The 15,443-nt window shown below is 63.8% G+C and carries 12 protein-coding genes; 9 read left to right on the top strand and 3 right to left on the bottom strand.

All coding sequences use genetic code 11. The features are described from left to right. The first annotated feature begins 155 nt into the window (after nt 1-155). The 3 genes from nrfE to nrfF are packed head-to-tail and all read left to right on the top strand — an operon-like array spanning nt 156 to nt 3,861. A complete protein-coding gene (nrfE, locus tag ACB028_RS08270; RefSeq protein WP_371143988.1) occupies nt 156-2,111 on the top strand; it encodes a heme lyase NrfEFG subunit NrfE in 1,956 nt (651 codons plus the stop codon). Continuing rightward, a complete protein-coding gene (locus ACB028_RS08265; RefSeq protein ID WP_371143987.1) occupies nt 2,108-2,686 on the top strand; it encodes a DsbE family thiol:disulfide interchange protein in 579 nt (192 codons plus the stop codon). The genes nrfE and ACB028_RS08265 overlap by 4 nt, the downstream gene beginning before the upstream one ends. Further along, nucleotides 2,683-3,861, top strand: a complete 1,179-nt coding sequence (gene nrfF, locus ACB028_RS08260) for a heme lyase NrfEFG subunit NrfF (RefSeq protein ID WP_371143986.1) — start codon at nt 2,683-2,685, stop codon at nt 3,859-3,861. Before ACB028_RS08265 ends, nrfF begins: the two co-directional genes overlap by 4 nt. A gap of 143 nt (nt 3,862-4,004) precedes the next feature. Here nrfF and phnX read toward each other — a convergent pair whose 3' ends face one another. From phnX to phnW, 3 genes are read right to left on the bottom strand one after another with little or no spacing between them, the layout of a single operon-like run. Beyond that, nucleotides 4,005-4,844, bottom strand: a complete 840-nt coding sequence (phnX, locus tag ACB028_RS08255) for a phosphonoacetaldehyde hydrolase (RefSeq protein WP_371143985.1) — start codon at nt 4,842-4,844, stop codon at nt 4,005-4,007. Further along, nucleotides 4,837-6,261 (bottom strand): aspartate aminotransferase family protein, encoded by a 1,425-nt coding sequence (locus tag ACB028_RS08250; RefSeq protein WP_371143984.1) that lies wholly within the window; start codon nt 6,259-6,261, stop codon nt 4,837-4,839. Before ACB028_RS08250 ends, phnX begins: the two co-directional genes overlap by 8 nt. Further along, nucleotides 6,258-7,400 carry a 2-aminoethylphosphonate--pyruvate transaminase gene (gene phnW / locus ACB028_RS08245; protein ID WP_371143983.1) on the bottom strand — a complete coding sequence of 381 codons (1,143 nt, stop codon included), beginning with the start codon at nt 7,398-7,400 and terminating at the stop codon, nt 6,258-6,260. The genes ACB028_RS08250 and phnW overlap by 4 nt, the downstream gene beginning before the upstream one ends. 252 nt (nt 7,401-7,652) lie before the next feature. Between phnW and phnR the strand changes: the two genes are divergently transcribed. From phnR to ACB028_RS08215, 6 genes are all read left to right on the top strand, one after another. Next, complete coding sequence (gene phnR, locus ACB028_RS08240) at nt 7,653-8,360, top strand: phosphonate utilization transcriptional regulator PhnR (protein WP_371143982.1); 708 nt, start codon at nt 7,653-7,655, stop codon at nt 8,358-8,360. A gap of 119 nt (nt 8,361-8,479) precedes the next feature. Next, nucleotides 8,480-9,499 (top strand): putative 2-aminoethylphosphonate ABC transporter substrate-binding protein, encoded by a 1,020-nt coding sequence (locus tag ACB028_RS08235; protein WP_371143981.1) that lies wholly within the window; start codon nt 8,480-8,482, stop codon nt 9,497-9,499. Between the two features lie 271 nt (nt 9,500-9,770). Beyond that, a complete protein-coding gene (locus ACB028_RS08230; RefSeq protein ID WP_371143980.1) occupies nt 9,771-10,865 on the top strand; it encodes a putative 2-aminoethylphosphonate ABC transporter ATP-binding protein in 1,095 nt (364 codons plus the stop codon). After that, nucleotides 10,862-12,610: a putative 2-aminoethylphosphonate ABC transporter permease subunit gene (locus ACB028_RS08225; protein ID WP_371143979.1), complete on the top strand. Its 1,749-nt coding sequence runs from the start codon at nt 10,862-10,864 to the stop codon at nt 12,608-12,610. The genes ACB028_RS08230 and ACB028_RS08225 overlap by 4 nt, the downstream gene beginning before the upstream one ends. A gap of 18 nt (nt 12,611-12,628) precedes the next feature. Further along, complete coding sequence (locus tag ACB028_RS08220) at nt 12,629-14,035, top strand: FAD-dependent oxidoreductase (RefSeq protein ID WP_371143978.1); 1,407 nt, start codon at nt 12,629-12,631, stop codon at nt 14,033-14,035. A gap of 671 nt (nt 14,036-14,706) precedes the next feature. Next, a complete protein-coding gene (locus ACB028_RS08215) occupies nt 14,707-15,282 on the top strand; it encodes a class I SAM-dependent methyltransferase (protein WP_371143977.1) in 576 nt (191 codons plus the stop codon). The last annotated feature ends 161 nt before the right edge of the window (nt 15,283-15,443 follow it).

The following is a 15,443-nucleotide window of genomic DNA, read 5'->3' as shown; positions in this document are numbered from 1 at the left end:
AGCCGCCCTCGGGCGACTGGCGCTGGTTTGTTGTTGGCCCAATGGATTTCTGGTGATGCCACACCCGCTGCCTGCCGAGCCCCCCGCCAAACGGGAGACGACGCGGCGTGTGTGCCATGACATGAATGACATCGAAGAGTGAACCTGGAGGTTGTGTGCTGGCGGAGTTCGGCTATCTCTCACTGTTGCTGGCAACCCTGCTCTCCCTGATGCAGGGGTTACTGCCCTGGCTCGGGCTGCGGCTCGCCTCCCCCCCCTTGCTCGGCTGTGCCAGGCCATTGGCACTGCTCAATGCCGCCCTGCTTGGCGCCGCCCTGATGCTGCTCGGGATCTGCTTTGCCCAGAATGATTTCACCCTGACCTATGTGGCCCAGCACGCCAACAGCGCCCTGCCCCTGGGCTACAAGATAGCGGCGGTGTGGGGCGGCCATGAAGGCTCCATGCTCTTCTTCGTCTTCGCGCTGGCCCTGTGGGGGGCACTGGTGGCGCTGTGCTCCAGACGGGTCGACCCGCTGATCCTGGTGCGGGTACTGGCCATTATGGGACTGATTGTGGGGGGCTTTGCCCTCTATACCCTGGTCTTCTCCAGCCCCTTCGATCGGATTTTCCCGGGGCCGCAGGAGGGGCGCGACCTCAACCCCATGCTGCAGGATATCGGCCTGATCCTGCACCCGCCGCTGCTCTATCTGGGTTACGTCGGTTTTGCGGTCAACTTCGCTTTTGCCATGGCGGCGCTGCACTCGGGCCGGCTCGACGGGGCCGTGGCCCACTGGAGCCGCCCTTGGGCGCTCGGCTCCTGGGTGTTTCTCACCGCCGGTATCGTGCTCGGCTCCTGGTGGGCCTACTACGAGCTTGGCTGGGGCGGCTGGTGGTTCTGGGATCCGGTGGAAAACGCCTCCCTGCTGCCCTGGCTACTCGGCACCGCCCTGCTGCACGCTCTTGTGGTGTGTGAGAAGCGCGGCGCCTACGGTCACGCCGTGCTGCTGCTCTCCATCTTCACCTTCTCCCTGAGTCTGCTCGGCACCTTTGTGGTGCGCTCCGGCGTGCTTACCTCGGTGCACGCCTTTGCGGTGGATCCGGATCGCGGCCTCACCCTGTTGCTGCTGCTCGGCCTGCTGCTCACAACAGCGTTGACCCTGTTTGCCCTGCGGGCCGACACCCGCGCCCCCTACGCCCGCTTCGGCTTCTGGTCCAAGGAGGGGCTACTCGGCGCCGCCATCCTGCTGCTCTGCGTGGCCTGCGCCAGCGTGCTGCTCGGTACCTTCTACCCCATGGTGTTCAAGTCCCTCCATCTGGGGTCCCTCTCGGTAGGCGCCCCCTACTTCAACACCATCTTCGTGCCGCTGGCCCTGCTGCTGATGGCCTTGATGACCCAGCTGCCGCGCCTGCGCTGGCAAGGCTTGAGTAATGACACCCGCCTTACCCGCTGGCTGCCGCCGCTCTTCGGCCTGCTGGGCGGGGGACTCTTGACCCTCGCCTATCGGGAGTTCGGTCCCTTGAGCTGGATGGGACTGGTCGCCAACGTGCTGAGCCTCTGGCTGGTGGCCAGCCTGCTGATGAACTTCTCGTTCAGGAAGGGGAATGGGAGGGCGAGCCGGCTGGGTAGCCTGCTCGCCCACCTCGGGGTGGCGGTGTGCGCCCTCGGCATCGCTCAGGTGAACCACTACAGCCAGGAGGGTGGCACTGTGCTTGGAGCGGGCAAACCCTACCGGCTCGGTGCCTATGAGTTTCGCTATGAAGGGAGCGAGCCGCTGCTCGGCCCCAACTACACCGCCGAGCGCATCACCCTGAGCGTGCACAAAGGGGGTAAGGAGGTGGCCCGCCTGATGCCGGAGCGGCGCCACTACAGCGTGCGCACCATGAACATGAACGAGCCCGGCATCGCGTGGGGGCTGTTTGGCGATCTCTACGTGGTGCTTGGCGAGAAGATGGGGCCACACACCTACGCCATGCGCCTGCACTACAAGCCGCTGGTGCGCTGGATCTGGCTGGGGGGCATTCTGATGATGGCGGGTGGCGCCCTGCGCCTGCTCGCTCGCCGTCCCCTGCTGGCCTCCCGCCCGGCTGCGGCCACCTCGCCTCGCCCCCGTCTCGAACAGGAGTCCCTATGAGATCCCGCCTGCGCCTCTTTCTGCCCCTGATCCTGACCCTGAGCCTCGGCGCCCTGCTCCTGCTCGGTCTTGGCAATAACCCCTACAGCCAGGATGAGGCTACCCTGGGCCGCACCCTGCCAGCCTGGCAGAGTGAGAACTTGCTGGGAGGGGCGGCCATTGACACCGCCAGCCTGAAAGGGGAGCCCTTTGTGCTCAATGTCTGGGCCAGCTGGTGCCCCAACTGCCGCGCCGAGCATCCGTTGCTGGGTGAGCTGGCACGCGTGGTGCCCCTCTATGGCCTCAACTATCGGGACAAGGGGGATGCGGCCCGTGCCTGGCTGATTGAGGCGGGTAACCCCTATCGCGCCGTGCTGGCCGACCCGGACGGCAAACTTGCCCTGGAGCTCGGCGTCTATGGTACGCCGGAGACCTATCTGTTCGATGCAGACGGCACCCTGCTTACCCGCCACACGGGTCTGCTTACCCTGGATATCTGGCAGCGCCAGTTTGTGCCCCTGCTCGACAAGGCCCGTGCCGACGCACAAATAAAAGCTGCCGGGCCTGCCCCATCGACTCGGGAGACACAATCATGACGTGCCGTCCTCTTGCCGCTGCCCTGCTGATCCTCGGCATGTGCCTGAGTGCGAGTTCGTTTGCCAGCGGGGTCGATACCTATGAGTTTCGCCACCCCGAACTGCAAGCCCGCGCCCAGGATCTCGCCCGCGCCCTGCGCTGCCCCCAGTGCCAGAACCAAAACCTGGTGGAGTCCAACTCCCCCATCGCGCGGGATCTGCGCCTTGAAGTCTACCGCTGGGTCGACGAGGGGCAGAGCGATGAAGAGGTGATCGCCCGCATGACCAGTCGATTTGGCGACTTCGTGCGCTACGCTCCCCCCTTCAAGGCCAGCACCCTGCTGCTGTGGGGCGGCCCTGCCCTGCTGCTGGGGCTGGCACTGCTGACGCTCGGCCGCCGCCTGAGGATCAAGGGGGCTCAAGCCATTGCCATTGAGGGCGACACAGGCCGTGCCGGTGTCGATCATCGCAGCGCGCTGAACAGCCGGATCATGGCCGAGCAGCAAGCCGGGCTCTCCCCCGATCTTCCCCTCTATCGGGAGCTGACCGCCGCCAATCTGGCCAATGCTACCCCGGTCCCCGAGCAGGCGCTCAGGGCCCGGCTGGCCCTGGCCCCCAGAGCCCACCATGCCCGCTACGTCTGGCTGCTGGGCGCTCTGCTGCTGGCAGGGCTCGCAAGCTTTTACGCCAGCACAGGCCGCTATCAGGCGTGGCAGGCGCATCAGTCGCGCCCCGATCCCCTTGCGGGCCTGAGCCCCCGGGATCTGCAGGACAAGGAGCTGGGGGCCCTGCACCAGAAGCTGCAGACCAATCCCGCCGATCTCGACAGCTGGGCGGCGCTGGGCCAGCTCTATCTCTATCGGGATGAATACGACAATGCCTGGCTTGCCTACCAGCGACTGGCGCTGCTCGAAGGGGGGGCCAGCGCCGCCACTCTGGCCGCCCTGGCCACGGTGCGCTACTACCAGGCGGGCCAGCAGCTCACGCCCGAGGCCCGCCGCCTGCTCGATGCCGCGCTCGAGCTCGACAAGGGGGAAGTGAGTGCCCTGATGCTGCTCGCCTCCGATCACTTCCTGCACGCCCGCTACCGCGAAGCCATCGCCCTGTGGCAACAGCTGCTGGATGAGGAGCGCCCCCGCATCAACCGCGCCGCCCTTATTCAGGCCATTCAGACCGCGAGGATGATGGGGGGATAGCTGCCAGGTTGGGGGAGCGACAGGAGATAAACCGCCATCCTCTGCGGCCACCTATCGTCCCCTCCCCTTTACGCTGAACACACACACGCCCCCATACGGGGGCGTGTTGCTTTTCAATGCCAAGTTTTTTTGCCAAGGCCCGCTTATGGCCGCTCGCCAGCGGCCAGACGGCGGTTGATATCGGCAAGCACAGGGGCGATGTCGGCCAGGGTATCGATCACATAGTGTGCCCCCGCCGCCCGCAGTTTGGCCTCGGCCGGTGCGCGCCGAGCGGCGATTTCCGCCTCGCTCATGGCGGCAAACTCGTCCCAGGTGGCACCAAACTCGTTGCCGGAGACAGACAGCCCCACCGTCCACATGCCCGCGTTCAGCCCTTCGCTGATACCCGGCACGGCATCATCCACCTTGATGCAACGATGCACGGCGCTCACTCCGAGCTCAATTACATTGGCCAGCGCCATCCAGGGGCCGGGGCGACCTCCGGCCTTGAGATCGTCGGTGGCGACCCAGTGATCCGGGCGGTAGCCGTGATCGGCAGCCGCCGGTACCAGCGCCTCCATCACCGGACGGGGATAACCGGAGCAGGAGCCGATTTTCATTCCCTGACCCCGCAGCGCGTCCAGCACCGGCAACACACCGGGGATCGGGTCTGCAAAGCGGGTCACCGCGGCAATCTGCAGCGGCATAAAGGTGTGATAAATGTGGTCCACCTCGGCGTGGCTCATGGGGTGGCCGAAGCGGGCCTGCCAGCGGGCATCCACCGAGGGCAGACGGCCCAGCGCGGCGATATGATCCCACTTGCCCAGCCCCATGGGCTGGCGCGCCTCATCCAGGGTCACGGGAAAGTCATAGGCGCGGGCGAAGGCCTCGACGAAGATGGAAGTGGGGGCAAAGGAGCCGAAGTCGACGACGGTACCGGCCCAGTCGAGGATCAGCGCCTCCACGTCGGTGGTCGGGTGGATGGCAGTCTGCAAGTCAGTCATGGTGGTGTTCCTGTTTCGGTGAAAGTGCGATCTCGCCGAGAGCGCGATCGAGAATGGCGATGGCACGCACCAGATCGGCGCGGGCGATGTTGAGCGGGGGTGAGAGCTGGATGACGTTGCCCTGGGAAACCTTGAAGCTGAGCCCAAGCTCCAGACAGCGGTAGAGCAGCCGCTCGGCGGCCTGGCTGTTTCGAGCTCGACTCTGGTGATCGACCACCAGATCGAGCGCCCACAGGAGGCCGATGCCGCGCACCTGGCCGATAAGGGGGTGGCGCTCGGCAAGCGCTGCCAGTTCGCTCGCCATAAAGCAACCATCCTCCCGCGCTTTTTCCAGCAGCCCCTCTTCACGGATGGTACTGATGGTGGCAAGAGCCGCCGCGCAGCCGATGGGGCTCTTCTCGTGGGTGTAGTGACCGAGCGAGATGGCCGCCGCCTGATTGAAACGCTCTCGAGTAATTAGCGCCGCAAATGGCACCACCCCGCCCCCCAGCCCCTTGCCAAGACAGATGATGTCGGGCTCGATGCCGAACTCTTCGAAGCTGAACCAGTGGCCGGTACGACCCAGGGCATTGGGGATCTCGTCGACAATCAGCAGCACCTTGTGGCGATCGCAGATCTCCCGCACCCGCTGCCAGTAGGCTTTTGAGGATACCTGCACATCGGTGTTGCGGATAGGCTCGGCGATAAAGGCACCGATTCCTCCCTCCTTCTCGATGACGTACTCCAGATAATCGGCGTAGTGCAGGTCATCCCCTTCCCCGCGATACCAGACGCCGCGATAACGGGTGGGGGGCGGGATGCGCTCCACTCCAGCCATCAGCGGGCCCATACCGGTGCGAAAACAGGCCTCGCCGCCGACCGAGATGGCATCGAGGGAGGCGCCGTGAAAGGCATCCCACAGGGACACCACCTTGCTGTTGCCGGTAATAAAGCGGGCAAGCTTCAAGGCAATCCCCACCACCTCGCTGCCGCCGGGGGCGAACAGCACCCGGTTGAGATCGCTGGGGGCCAGTTCGGCCAGGGTGCGGGCGCAGTCGATGGCGACCTGATGGGTGTAGCGGCGGGGCACGAACGGTAAGTCGGCGAGTTGCTGCTGCACCGCGGCCACCACTCTGGGGTGACCATGACCCAGCTGATGGACACTGTTGCCGTGAAAATCGAGGTAACGCGCGCCCGATACGCTGGTCAGCCAGCTCCCCTGCGCTCCCTCAAGCAAGTCCAGACAGGGGGTGGAGAGGGCCTGATGGAGGAAGTAGCGGCTATCCTCCGCCAATCCGGCCTGTACCGCCTCGCTCTGACCCGCCCACCAGTGCGCGCGCCCCTCGCCGAGGTTGATATCCCCTTCGCTGTCGGCGCGGCCGCTGCCGTGCAGCTTATCGCCACGCAGATCGTGACCGTGAAGCGCTTGGCTCGTCATCGTGCTTCCCCTTGCCAATAGCAGGCGCTGGCCATGGCGGCGAGCAGTTCGCGCACCCGCTCTGGGGTCACATCGCCGATATTGCCAATGCGGAAACAGTCGGCCTGCGAGACCTTGCCCGGATAGATGACAAAGCCTTGCGCCTTGAGCAGCTGGTAGAAGTCGGCGAAGCGGTAGTCCGGGTGGGCCGGGGAGTAAAAGGCGGTGATGATGGGGGATTGCCACTGTTCTGGCAGCAGCGGTTCAAAGCCAAGCGCCGCCATGCCATCCACCAGCGTGCGCTGATTCTCGCGGTAGCGCCGATGGCGGGCGGCGATCCCCCCCTCTTCATCCAGCTCTCGCAGGGCCTGGGCAAAGGCGAGCACGGTATGGGTGGGCGAGGTAAAGCGCCACTTGCCCCCCTGCTGCTCCATGGTCTGCCACTGGGCATGCAGGTCGAGGGAGACCGAGCGGGTGCGATCGGCGCAGGCCGTGAGCGCCACGCGGCGGGCGATGACGAAACCAAAGCCCGGCACCCCCTGAATACACTTGTTGGCAGAGCTGATAAGAAACTCGATGCCAAGACGCCCCATGTCGATGGGAATGCCGCCAAAGCTGCTCATGGCATCGACGATCAGGCGAATGCCGCGGCACTGGCAGAGCGCAGCCACCTCCTCCAACGGGTTGAGCATGCCGGTGGTGGTCTCGCAGTGCACTATGGCCAAGTGGGTGATCTCGGGGTGACGTGCCAGCATCGCCTCGATGGCGGCGGGCTCGGGGCGGGTGGTCTCACCGCAGTCCAGTTCATGATGGCGCAAGCCAAGGCAGCGGGCCATCTCCCCCATGCGGGCACCGTAGGCACCGTTGTTGATGATCAGCAGACATTCATTGGCACCGATCGCCGAGCCCAGCACGCTCTCCACCACATAGCTGCCGCTCCCCTGCAGCAATACGGCGCTGTAGTCGCTCTCATATTCCGGGCCGGTGGCGAGGCGCACCAGCTCGCGGCGGATGGGCTCCACCACGCCCTGGTTGTAGTCCGCATCCCAGGTGCAGCTGTCTTGCAGCATGGCGGCGCGCACCGTCGCGGTGGTCGAGAGGGGGCCCGGGGTCAGCAGCAGGTAATCGACGGCGGCGGGGGCCGCAGGAATATGGGTCATGACTTTGCTCCTTTTGGTATATACCAGAATGAGCACATTGTGGGTAACTGCCCCGCCAAGGTCAAAGGGGTGGCGCTACGTGCAACAAAAAATTCATTTGCGGCGCCGGGATCGCGATAATCTAGGAAGCCTTAACAACAGGGGCAACACTGGTCTCTACCAATGCACTTTGATGCCTGCTTTAGCGACCGGGCCGATGACCAGCCCTGTGCCCAAACCATTGCCCAACCCATTGCACAACCAGGGACTTTCATGAGCAAACCCCAATACCTGCAGATCAAGGATGCACTCGCCAACCAGATCCTGGCGGGGGGCCTGGCCCCCAACGACAAGCTCCCCTCCGAGCGGCTGCTGGGGGAACTCTACGCCACCACCCGGGTCACCATCCGCGAGGCGCTGGTGCAGCTGGAGGCGAGCGGCCTTATCTATCGTGAGGATCGCCGCGGCTGGTTCATCACCCCGCCCCGTTTCAGTCTCAACCCCAGACGCACCTCCAACTTTCACCAGATAGTGCGGGAGCAAGGGGGCGAGCCTCGCACCGAGCTGCTGGAGAAAAGCCGTCAGGCGGTGCCCCCGGCGTTGATGGCGCGGCTGCAGCTCAAGCCGTTCGACAGCCTGTTTCTGCTCAAGCGGCTGCGCTATGCCAACGGGCGCGCCATCTGCTACTGCGAGAATCACTGCCTGCCAGAGCGAGTGCCCGGCCTGCTGGAGCTGGATCTCAATGGCAGCCTGACCGAGATCTACCAAGCCCATTACGATCTTCATTACGCCCGCATGCAGGTGCGTTTCTTCCCCACCGCCCTGCCGGACGAAGTGGCCAAGGCGCTGGGGGCCACCGCCGGTCTGCCCGCCCTGCGCCTCGAGCGACTCAACTTCGATCAGCACGGTCGGGTGCTCGACTTCGATCTGGAGTACTGGCGCCACGACAGCCTGGAGATCGAGGTGGATACCCAGGATTGATTGCCGCAACTTGTGCGCGGCAAAACGTCACGGGGCCGTCACGGTCACGTCATAAAAATCCCCTAGCCTCTCTCTCGACCAATCTGGTTTATACCAAGCCACTTTATATGGAGAAGAGGATGAAACAGGGAACCCATCTGCTGGCCGCCGCCGTGCTGGCCGCCATGACAGCCCCGGCACTGGCCGCTACCGATCTCACCGTCTACACCGCCTTCGAGCCGGAGCAGCTCGGCGAGCTGAAAACCGCGTTCGAGCGCCAGCATCCGGACATCAACATCAAGTGGGTGCGCGACTCCACCGGCGTGGTCACCGCCAGATTGCTGGCGGAAAAAGCCCAGCCTAAAGCGGATGTGGTGTGGGGACTGGCGGCTACCAGCCTGATGCAACTCGACCAGCAGCAGATGCTGAGTGCCTATGCGCCGAAAGGGCTGGAGAAGCTCGACAGCCGCTTTCGCGACAGCAAGGCCGAGCCGCACTGGATCGGTCTGGACGCCTTCTTCAGTGCAATCTGCTTCAACAAGGTAGAGGCGGAGAAACAGGGGATCCCGGCGCCGACCAGCTGGGCCGATCTCACCAAGCCCGTCTACAAGGGCAAGGTGATCATGCCCAACCCCAGCTCCTCCGGCACCGGTTACCTGAGCGTCGCCGGCTGGCTGCAGACCATGGGTGAGCAGCAGGGCTGGCAATTTATGAACGGCCTGCACCAGAACATCGACCGCTACACCCACTCGGGCTCCGCCCCCTGCAAGCTGGCCGCCAGCGGTGAGACGGTGATCGGCATCTCCTTCGACTTCCCGGCCACCAGCCTCAAGGCCAAGGGCGCCCCCATCGAGGTGGTGTTCCCGAAAGAGGGCTCGGGCTGGGACATGGAAGCCGCCGGCATCATCAAGGGCACCCCCAAGCTGGATGCCGCCAAACAGCTGCTCGACTTTGCCGCCACCGAACAGGCCAACGCCCTCTACAACAAGTCGTTCGCCGTAGTCGCCATCCCAAATGTCGCCCAACCGAGAGCCGGCTATCCGGCGGATATCAAGGGCCAGATGATCGACAACGACTTTGGCTGGGCTGCCCGCGAGCGCAATACCATTCTGGCCCAGTGGAGCGCCAGCTTCGACGGCAAGACCGAAGCCAAGCAGTAAGCGTCAAGGGCTGCGGTTTGTGCACTCCAGAAACTCTGCTGCCAATAAACTGCTTGCCGAAGGCCAACTCAGGTTGGCCTTCGCTTTTTGGCATCGACCCCCGTGTTTGTGTCGTCCTCAATAGGTGGCGCCTCACCCATTCGCACAGAGCCAAGCCACTTGCTGACGACCCGATGTCATCTGACTGTCATCAAGTCGTCATCCCTCGATCACCTGACCGTCACACTTCACCCGCAAACTGGTATATACCAAATAAGTAGCGAGTCGGACCATGACCCAGCCCTATCTGGACATTCAACATCTCAACAAGCAGTTCGGTGCTTTTCAGGCCCTCAAGGGGATCTCTCTGACCATTGAGCCGGGGGAGTTTATCTGTTTTCTCGGTCCCTCCGGCTGCGGCAAGACCACACTGCTCAGAGCCATCGCCGGGCTGGATCTGCCGGACAGCGGCGAGATCTGGCAAGGGGGGCGCAATATCTCCCGCCTGCCGCCTCAGGAGCGCGATTTTGGCATCGTGTTTCAATCCTATGCCCTCTTCCCCAACCTGACGGTGGCCCAGAACATCGCCTTCGGCCTCGAGAATCAGGGGCTGGCGCGGGATCTCATCAAGGAGCGGGTCGATCACTGGCTGGGGCTGGTGGGTCTCACGGCCCAATCCCATAAATACCCGAGCCAGATCTCCGGCGGCCAGCAGCAACGGGTAGCGCTAGCCCGGGCCTTGGCCCTCTCCCCCGGCCTGCTGCTGCTGGACGAACCGCTCAGCGCCCTGGATGCGCTGGTGCGCACCCATCTTCGCAGCGAGATCCGCGCCCTGCAGCAGCGCCTTGGCATCACCACCATCATGGTGACCCACGATCAGGAAGAGGCGCTGACCATGGCCGATCGCATCGTGGTGATGGAGAGCGGCCGCATAGTGCAGGTGGGCACCCCGCAGGCGATCTACCACCAGCCTGCCAGCCGCTTCGTGGCAAGCTTTGTCGGCACCATGAACTTCCTCGACACCCTGGTGCTGAGCCCCACTCAAGTGCGCCTCAACGAACAACCGCTGCAACTCGCCAACCGGGCCGCGGCCGGCAGCAAATTGCAGGTGGCGCTCCGCCCCGAGGCGATCACTTTGAGTGCGCCGAGCGAGCCCTATCTTGGGCAACATGGCGTTGAAGCAACCATCGATCAGGTGGAGTTTCTCGGCGCAGCCCAGCGCCTTATCTGCACCGCCGACACCTATCTAGGCCCGCAGCAAATTCTGGTGGAGCGCCCGACCCACGAGCTGCCCCGCCACGAACAGGGTGGCTGGCGCAGCGGCATGCGCTGCTCGTTGCACTGGCCCGCCGGAGCGATGCAACTGTTTGAAGGAGAGCACCCATGACTGCTCCCTTCGCGACCTCCTCCCTGTTGCCGCCAGCGACAGCCCGGCAAGACGCCCGCTGGCAGCAGCTCTGTCGCGGCTGGAGCCGGGATCAGCTGCTGCAACTGATCCTGCTGGTGCTCGGCATCGCCCTGCTCACCGGCGGCCTCTTGCTGCCGCTGCTCACCATGCTGCAAAAGAGCCTGCAGGATGAAAACGGCCTCTGGGTAGGCTTTGCCAACTTCAGCGCCTATTTCGACTCCCCTCATCTGGGGCGCACTATCGGCAACACCCTCTGGCTCGGGGTTTTAATCACCGCTCTGGTGGTGACCATCGCCTTTGGCTACGCCTATGCCCTCACCCGCACCTGCATGCCGGGCAAGGGGCTGTTTCGCCTCATCGGCCTTATCCCGCTCTTGATGCCCTCCCTGCTGCCCGCCATCAGTCTGGTCTACTGGTTTGGCAATCAGGGGATCGCCAAGGGGCTGCTCGGCGGCGAGAGCATCTACGGCCCCATCGGTATCGTCATTGGCCTTGGCTTCTGGTGTTTTCCCCACGCCCTGATGATCCTTATCGCGGCGCTCGGTCAGAGCGACGCCCGCCTCTATGAAGCCTCCCGTGTACTAGGCAGCAGCGGCTGGCCCACCTTTATCACCGTCACCCTGCCCACCGCCCGTTATGGCCTGCTCAGCGCTGCCATCGCGGTCTTCACCCTCACCATCTGCGACTTCGGGGTAGCCAAGGTGATTGGCGGCCAGTACAGCGTGCTGGCTACCGACATCTACCGGCAGGTGATCGGGATGCAGAACTTCTCGCTGGGCGCCGTTGCCAGCGTCACCCTGCTGCTGCCGGCGCTGCTCAGCTTTGCCCTGGAACACAGGGTGCGTAGCAAGATGCAGGAGCAGAGCAGCACCAAGGCGGTGCCCTATCAGCCCAAACCCCATCGGTTGCGGGATCTGCTGGCCCTCGGCTGGTGCACCCTCTGGGCCCTGCTGTTTCTGGCGCTGGTGGGGATGGCGGTTTACGGCTCCCTGGTGCAGTTCTGGCCCTACAACCTTGGGCTGACGCTGGATCACTACGCCTTTGACAGCAACAGCGTCTACGGCTGGCAGCCCTTTACCAATACCTTGCAGCTGGGTCTTTTTACCGCCCTTGTGGGCACAGTGCTGGTGATGGTGCTGGCCTGGGCGCAGGAGAAGGGGCGCCACTTCCCATGGCTGCGCCAGTTGCTGCACATCTTGGCCATGCTGTCGCTGGCGGTGCCCGGTATGGTGCTGGGGCTGGGCTACATCTTCTTTTTCAACGGCAACCCGCTGTTTGGCGGCCTCTACGGCACTCTTTATGGCACTCTGCCGCTGATGGTGCTCTCCTGCATCATTCACTACTACACCGTGGGCCATATGACGGCGGTGACCAGCCTCAAACAATTGCCCAAGGAGCTGGAGCTGGTGGCCATCTCATTGCGCATTCCGCTCTGGAAGGCGTTCTGGCGCGTCACCCTGCCCGCCTCCCTGCCGGCCCTGCTGGAGATCTTTATCTATCTGTTCGTCAACGCCATGACCACCACCTCGGCGGTGATCTTCCTCTATTCCAGCGACAGCGTGCTCGCCTCCATCGCCGTGCTGAATATGGAGGATTCCGGCGATACCGCTGCGGCCGCCGCCATGGCCACCCTGATCCTGCTGGCCGCCGCCACCGTCAAGCTGCTCCAGCTCTTTTTGAGCCGCACCCTGCTGGATCGCACCCAGCGCTGGCGCCACCCATAACCTTGTTGAGGAGTCATCATGCCCACTCTCCCCTTCTGGCTGGCCGAAGCGCTGGCCGCCGAACAGCCCGCGCCGCCCACACCCCTCGTCGGCCATCACGAGGCCGATGTTTGCATCGTCGGCGGCGGCTTTACCGGGCTGTGGAGCGCCATCGCCCTTAAACAGGCCGAGCCACACTTGCGTATCCTGGTGCTGGAAAAAGATAGCTGCGGCAGCGGCGCCTCCGGGCGTAACGGCGGCTGCCTGCTCACCTGGTCGGCTAAGTACCTGACCTTAAAGCGCCTGTTTGGCGAACAGCAGGCCGCCTGGCTGGTGCAAAGATCCGAGCTGGCGGTGCACGAGATCGCCCGTTTCTGCGAAACGCACAACATAGAGGCACAGCTGAGGGTTGAGGGCACCTGCTACACCGCCACCAGCGAGGCGCAGCGCGGCCTGATGGAGCCGGTATTGCGGGAACTCAAGCGCGCCGACCTTAACCAGTGGCAAGCAATTGAAGAGGGTGAACTGGCGAGCCAGAGCGGCTCCCACGTTCATCTGGAGGGGCTCTACAGCCCCCACGCCGGTTCGGTGCAACCGGCGCTCTTGGTGCGCGGCCTGCTGCGGGTGGCACGGGAATTGGGCATTGAGGTCTATGAGCACTCCCCCATGCAGCGCCTCGAAGGGGGCCAGCCTGCACGGGTGCAGACGCCACAGGCCATCGTCCACGCCCGCAAGGTAGTGCTGGCCCTCAACAGCGCCATGGTGCAGCACTTTCGCGAGTTTCGCCGCAGCATAGTGCTGGTCTCCTCCGATATGGTGATCACCGACCCCGCGCCGGATGCACTGGCTGCCCAGCAGCTTGAGCACGGCCGCTCCGTGGTGGATGGCCGCACCTTTGTGCATTACTACCGCTCGACCCCGCAAGGGCGGCTGATGCTGGGCAAGGGGGGCAACACCTTCGCCTTTGCCAACCGCCATCTGGCCGAGTTTGATGCGCCGAGCCGTTATCTTGCCCCTCTCACCCGCACCCTGCGCCGCTTCTTTCCGGCCCTTGCAGAGGTGCCCATCGCCGCCAGCTGGTGCGGTGCCTCCGATCGCTCGGTGGATGGCCTCCCCTTCTTCGGCCACTGGCGAGGGCAGCCCAACGTTGTCTATGGCCTCGGCTATTCCGGCAACGGGGTGGCGCAGAGCTGGATGGGCGGCCAGATCCTGGCGGCCTTGGTGCGCGATGAAGTGCGGGAGGAAGACAAGCCGTGGCGCGACTGCGCGCTGGTCAGCGGCCCGCGCGGCTATTTTCCGCCCGAGCCGTTTCGCTGGCTGGGGGCCATGGCGGTACGCAATGCCATTCGGCGCAAAGAGCGGGCGGAGGATGAAAACCGCCCTGTGCCCTGGTATGACAAGCAGCTTGCCAGCCTGGCGGATGCGGCGGGCAAGGCGGATAAATAGGCCCCTCCATTCCCATTGATCCAGCGGCCCACTTGTCACGCAGCCAATACGGCTCCTGGTGCACATGGCAAAGATTGTTTTAATGCGCCCCGGTCAGATGCATTGTCAGCTACCCACCATGCCGACCCCAGGGTCGGCATATTGCGTTGAGGCCGACAGGCTGGCAAGGCGAGCCCACCACCAACGTCTCCTGAAACTGTCGTAGCCAGCACTAGATGACCGCCATCTCTCCTCGCCCCTGGCAACCCTCCCTTGACATTGGATATAGCTCCAACGTTTAGCTTCTCTCACGCGCCCTAAGCCATACAGGGCCATATCCCACCCTATTCGAGATCTGGAGGTGCAATGAAGAATGTGTGGAAGATAACCCTGGTCACGCTATGGAGTGGGCTCATTTGGGGGATTTACTGGCTGCTACAAGTTCTGCCTCAATGGGTGTCTGCCGCGCTGGACAAGGTGGCAAGTCTCGAGTCAGGGGAGCTGGCGAGTACTACGGCGACGTTTTGGCCCGAGGGAGGGTTACCTATCCCTACTCAGTGGGTCAGCTGGGCGATGGAGATTTACCCGATGCTGCTGCCATTTGCTTCTGCCCTGCTGTGGGTGGTTTGGGGGATAGGCGTGTTGTGCTTGTGGGGAGTGTTGCCACGCCTCGTATCCTGGAGGAAGGGGCCATGAGATCCATGAAGAAATACGTGAGTCACGCGCGCTCATCGCTGTCCTTTATGAAGCAGTTCGTTCGCTCCCCCCGGGACGTAGGGGCTGTCTGGCCATCCTCCCAGTGGCTCTGCGACGGCATGATGGCAGGCATTGATCTTCAGCGGGCCAGGTATGTGGCGGAGCTGGGTGCGGGGACCGGGGTGCTCACCCGTACGCTGTTACAGGCACTGCCTGACAATGCCAGGCTCGATGCCTACGAGATCCACCCAAGCTTTATCTCTGTGCTGGAAACCATCCCGGATCCCAGGCTGGAGGTCTGCATGCAACCCGCCCAACAGCTGAACAAATCCTATGAGGTGATCTTCTCCGGCTTGCCCCTGCTGGCATTTACGCCCGCCCAGCGGCAGGCTGTGCTGGCCCGTGTCAAGGCGTCCCTGCATCCTGGGGGGTACTTTATCCAGTTCCAGTACACCTCGCAGATAGAGCGCGAACTGTCCCATCACTTTGACTGGCAACGCCGCCGTGTCTGGCTCAATATGCCACCAGCCTGGGTCTATCAATGCAGCTTCGGCTCCCCTGAAGGGGAATAGCCGGCTTGCAATCACACCTTGGACTTGATTCCGGTTCTGCCTCTGCAAACAACTCAGGTTGCTCATGCCAGTAGGCAACCGTGGCAACACCGGCATCAAGTCCAACCTGCGACATAAAGGGTTGCGGCTGCCAACATGCCACCCCCTCCCGATAGAGGTCA

Source organism: Aeromonas sp. S9(2024) (assembly GCF_041403185.1).
Taxonomy (GTDB): domain Bacteria; phylum Pseudomonadota; class Gammaproteobacteria; order Enterobacterales; family Aeromonadaceae; genus Aeromonas; species Aeromonas enteropelogenes.
The sequence above is the reverse complement of the archived record's forward strand: the minus strand, read 5'-3'. Positions and strand labels throughout refer to the sequence as shown.

What these genes read in the sequence shown, in the direction of transcription:
- ACB028_RS08265 (WP_371143987.1), top strand. Translation starts at nt 2,108, where the DNA reads ATGAGATCCCGCCTGCGCCTCTTTCTGCCCCTGATCCTGACCCTGAGC.
- nrfF (WP_371143986.1), top strand. Translation starts at nt 2,683, where the DNA reads ATGACGTGCCGTCCTCTTGCCGCTGCCCTGCTGATCCTCGGCATGTGC.
- phnX (WP_371143985.1), bottom strand. Translation starts at nt 4,844, where the DNA reads ATGACTGACTTGCAGACTGCCATCCACCCGACCACCGACGTGGAGGCG.
- ACB028_RS08250 (WP_371143984.1), bottom strand. Translation starts at nt 6,261, where the DNA reads ATGACGAGCCAAGCGCTTCACGGTCACGATCTGCGTGGCGATAAGCTG.
- phnW (WP_371143983.1), bottom strand. Translation starts at nt 7,400, where the DNA reads ATGACCCATATTCCTGCGGCCCCCGCCGCCGTCGATTACCTGCTGCTG.
- phnR (WP_371143982.1), top strand. Translation starts at nt 7,653, where the DNA reads ATGAGCAAACCCCAATACCTGCAGATCAAGGATGCACTCGCCAACCAG.
- ACB028_RS08235 (WP_371143981.1), top strand. Translation starts at nt 8,480, where the DNA reads ATGAAACAGGGAACCCATCTGCTGGCCGCCGCCGTGCTGGCCGCCATG.
- ACB028_RS08230 (WP_371143980.1), top strand. Translation starts at nt 9,771, where the DNA reads ATGACCCAGCCCTATCTGGACATTCAACATCTCAACAAGCAGTTCGGT.
- ACB028_RS08225 (WP_371143979.1), top strand. Translation starts at nt 10,862, where the DNA reads ATGACTGCTCCCTTCGCGACCTCCTCCCTGTTGCCGCCAGCGACAGCC.
- ACB028_RS08220 (WP_371143978.1), top strand. Translation starts at nt 12,629, where the DNA reads ATGCCCACTCTCCCCTTCTGGCTGGCCGAAGCGCTGGCCGCCGAACAG.
- ACB028_RS08215 (WP_371143977.1), top strand. Translation starts at nt 14,707, where the DNA reads ATGAGATCCATGAAGAAATACGTGAGTCACGCGCGCTCATCGCTGTCC.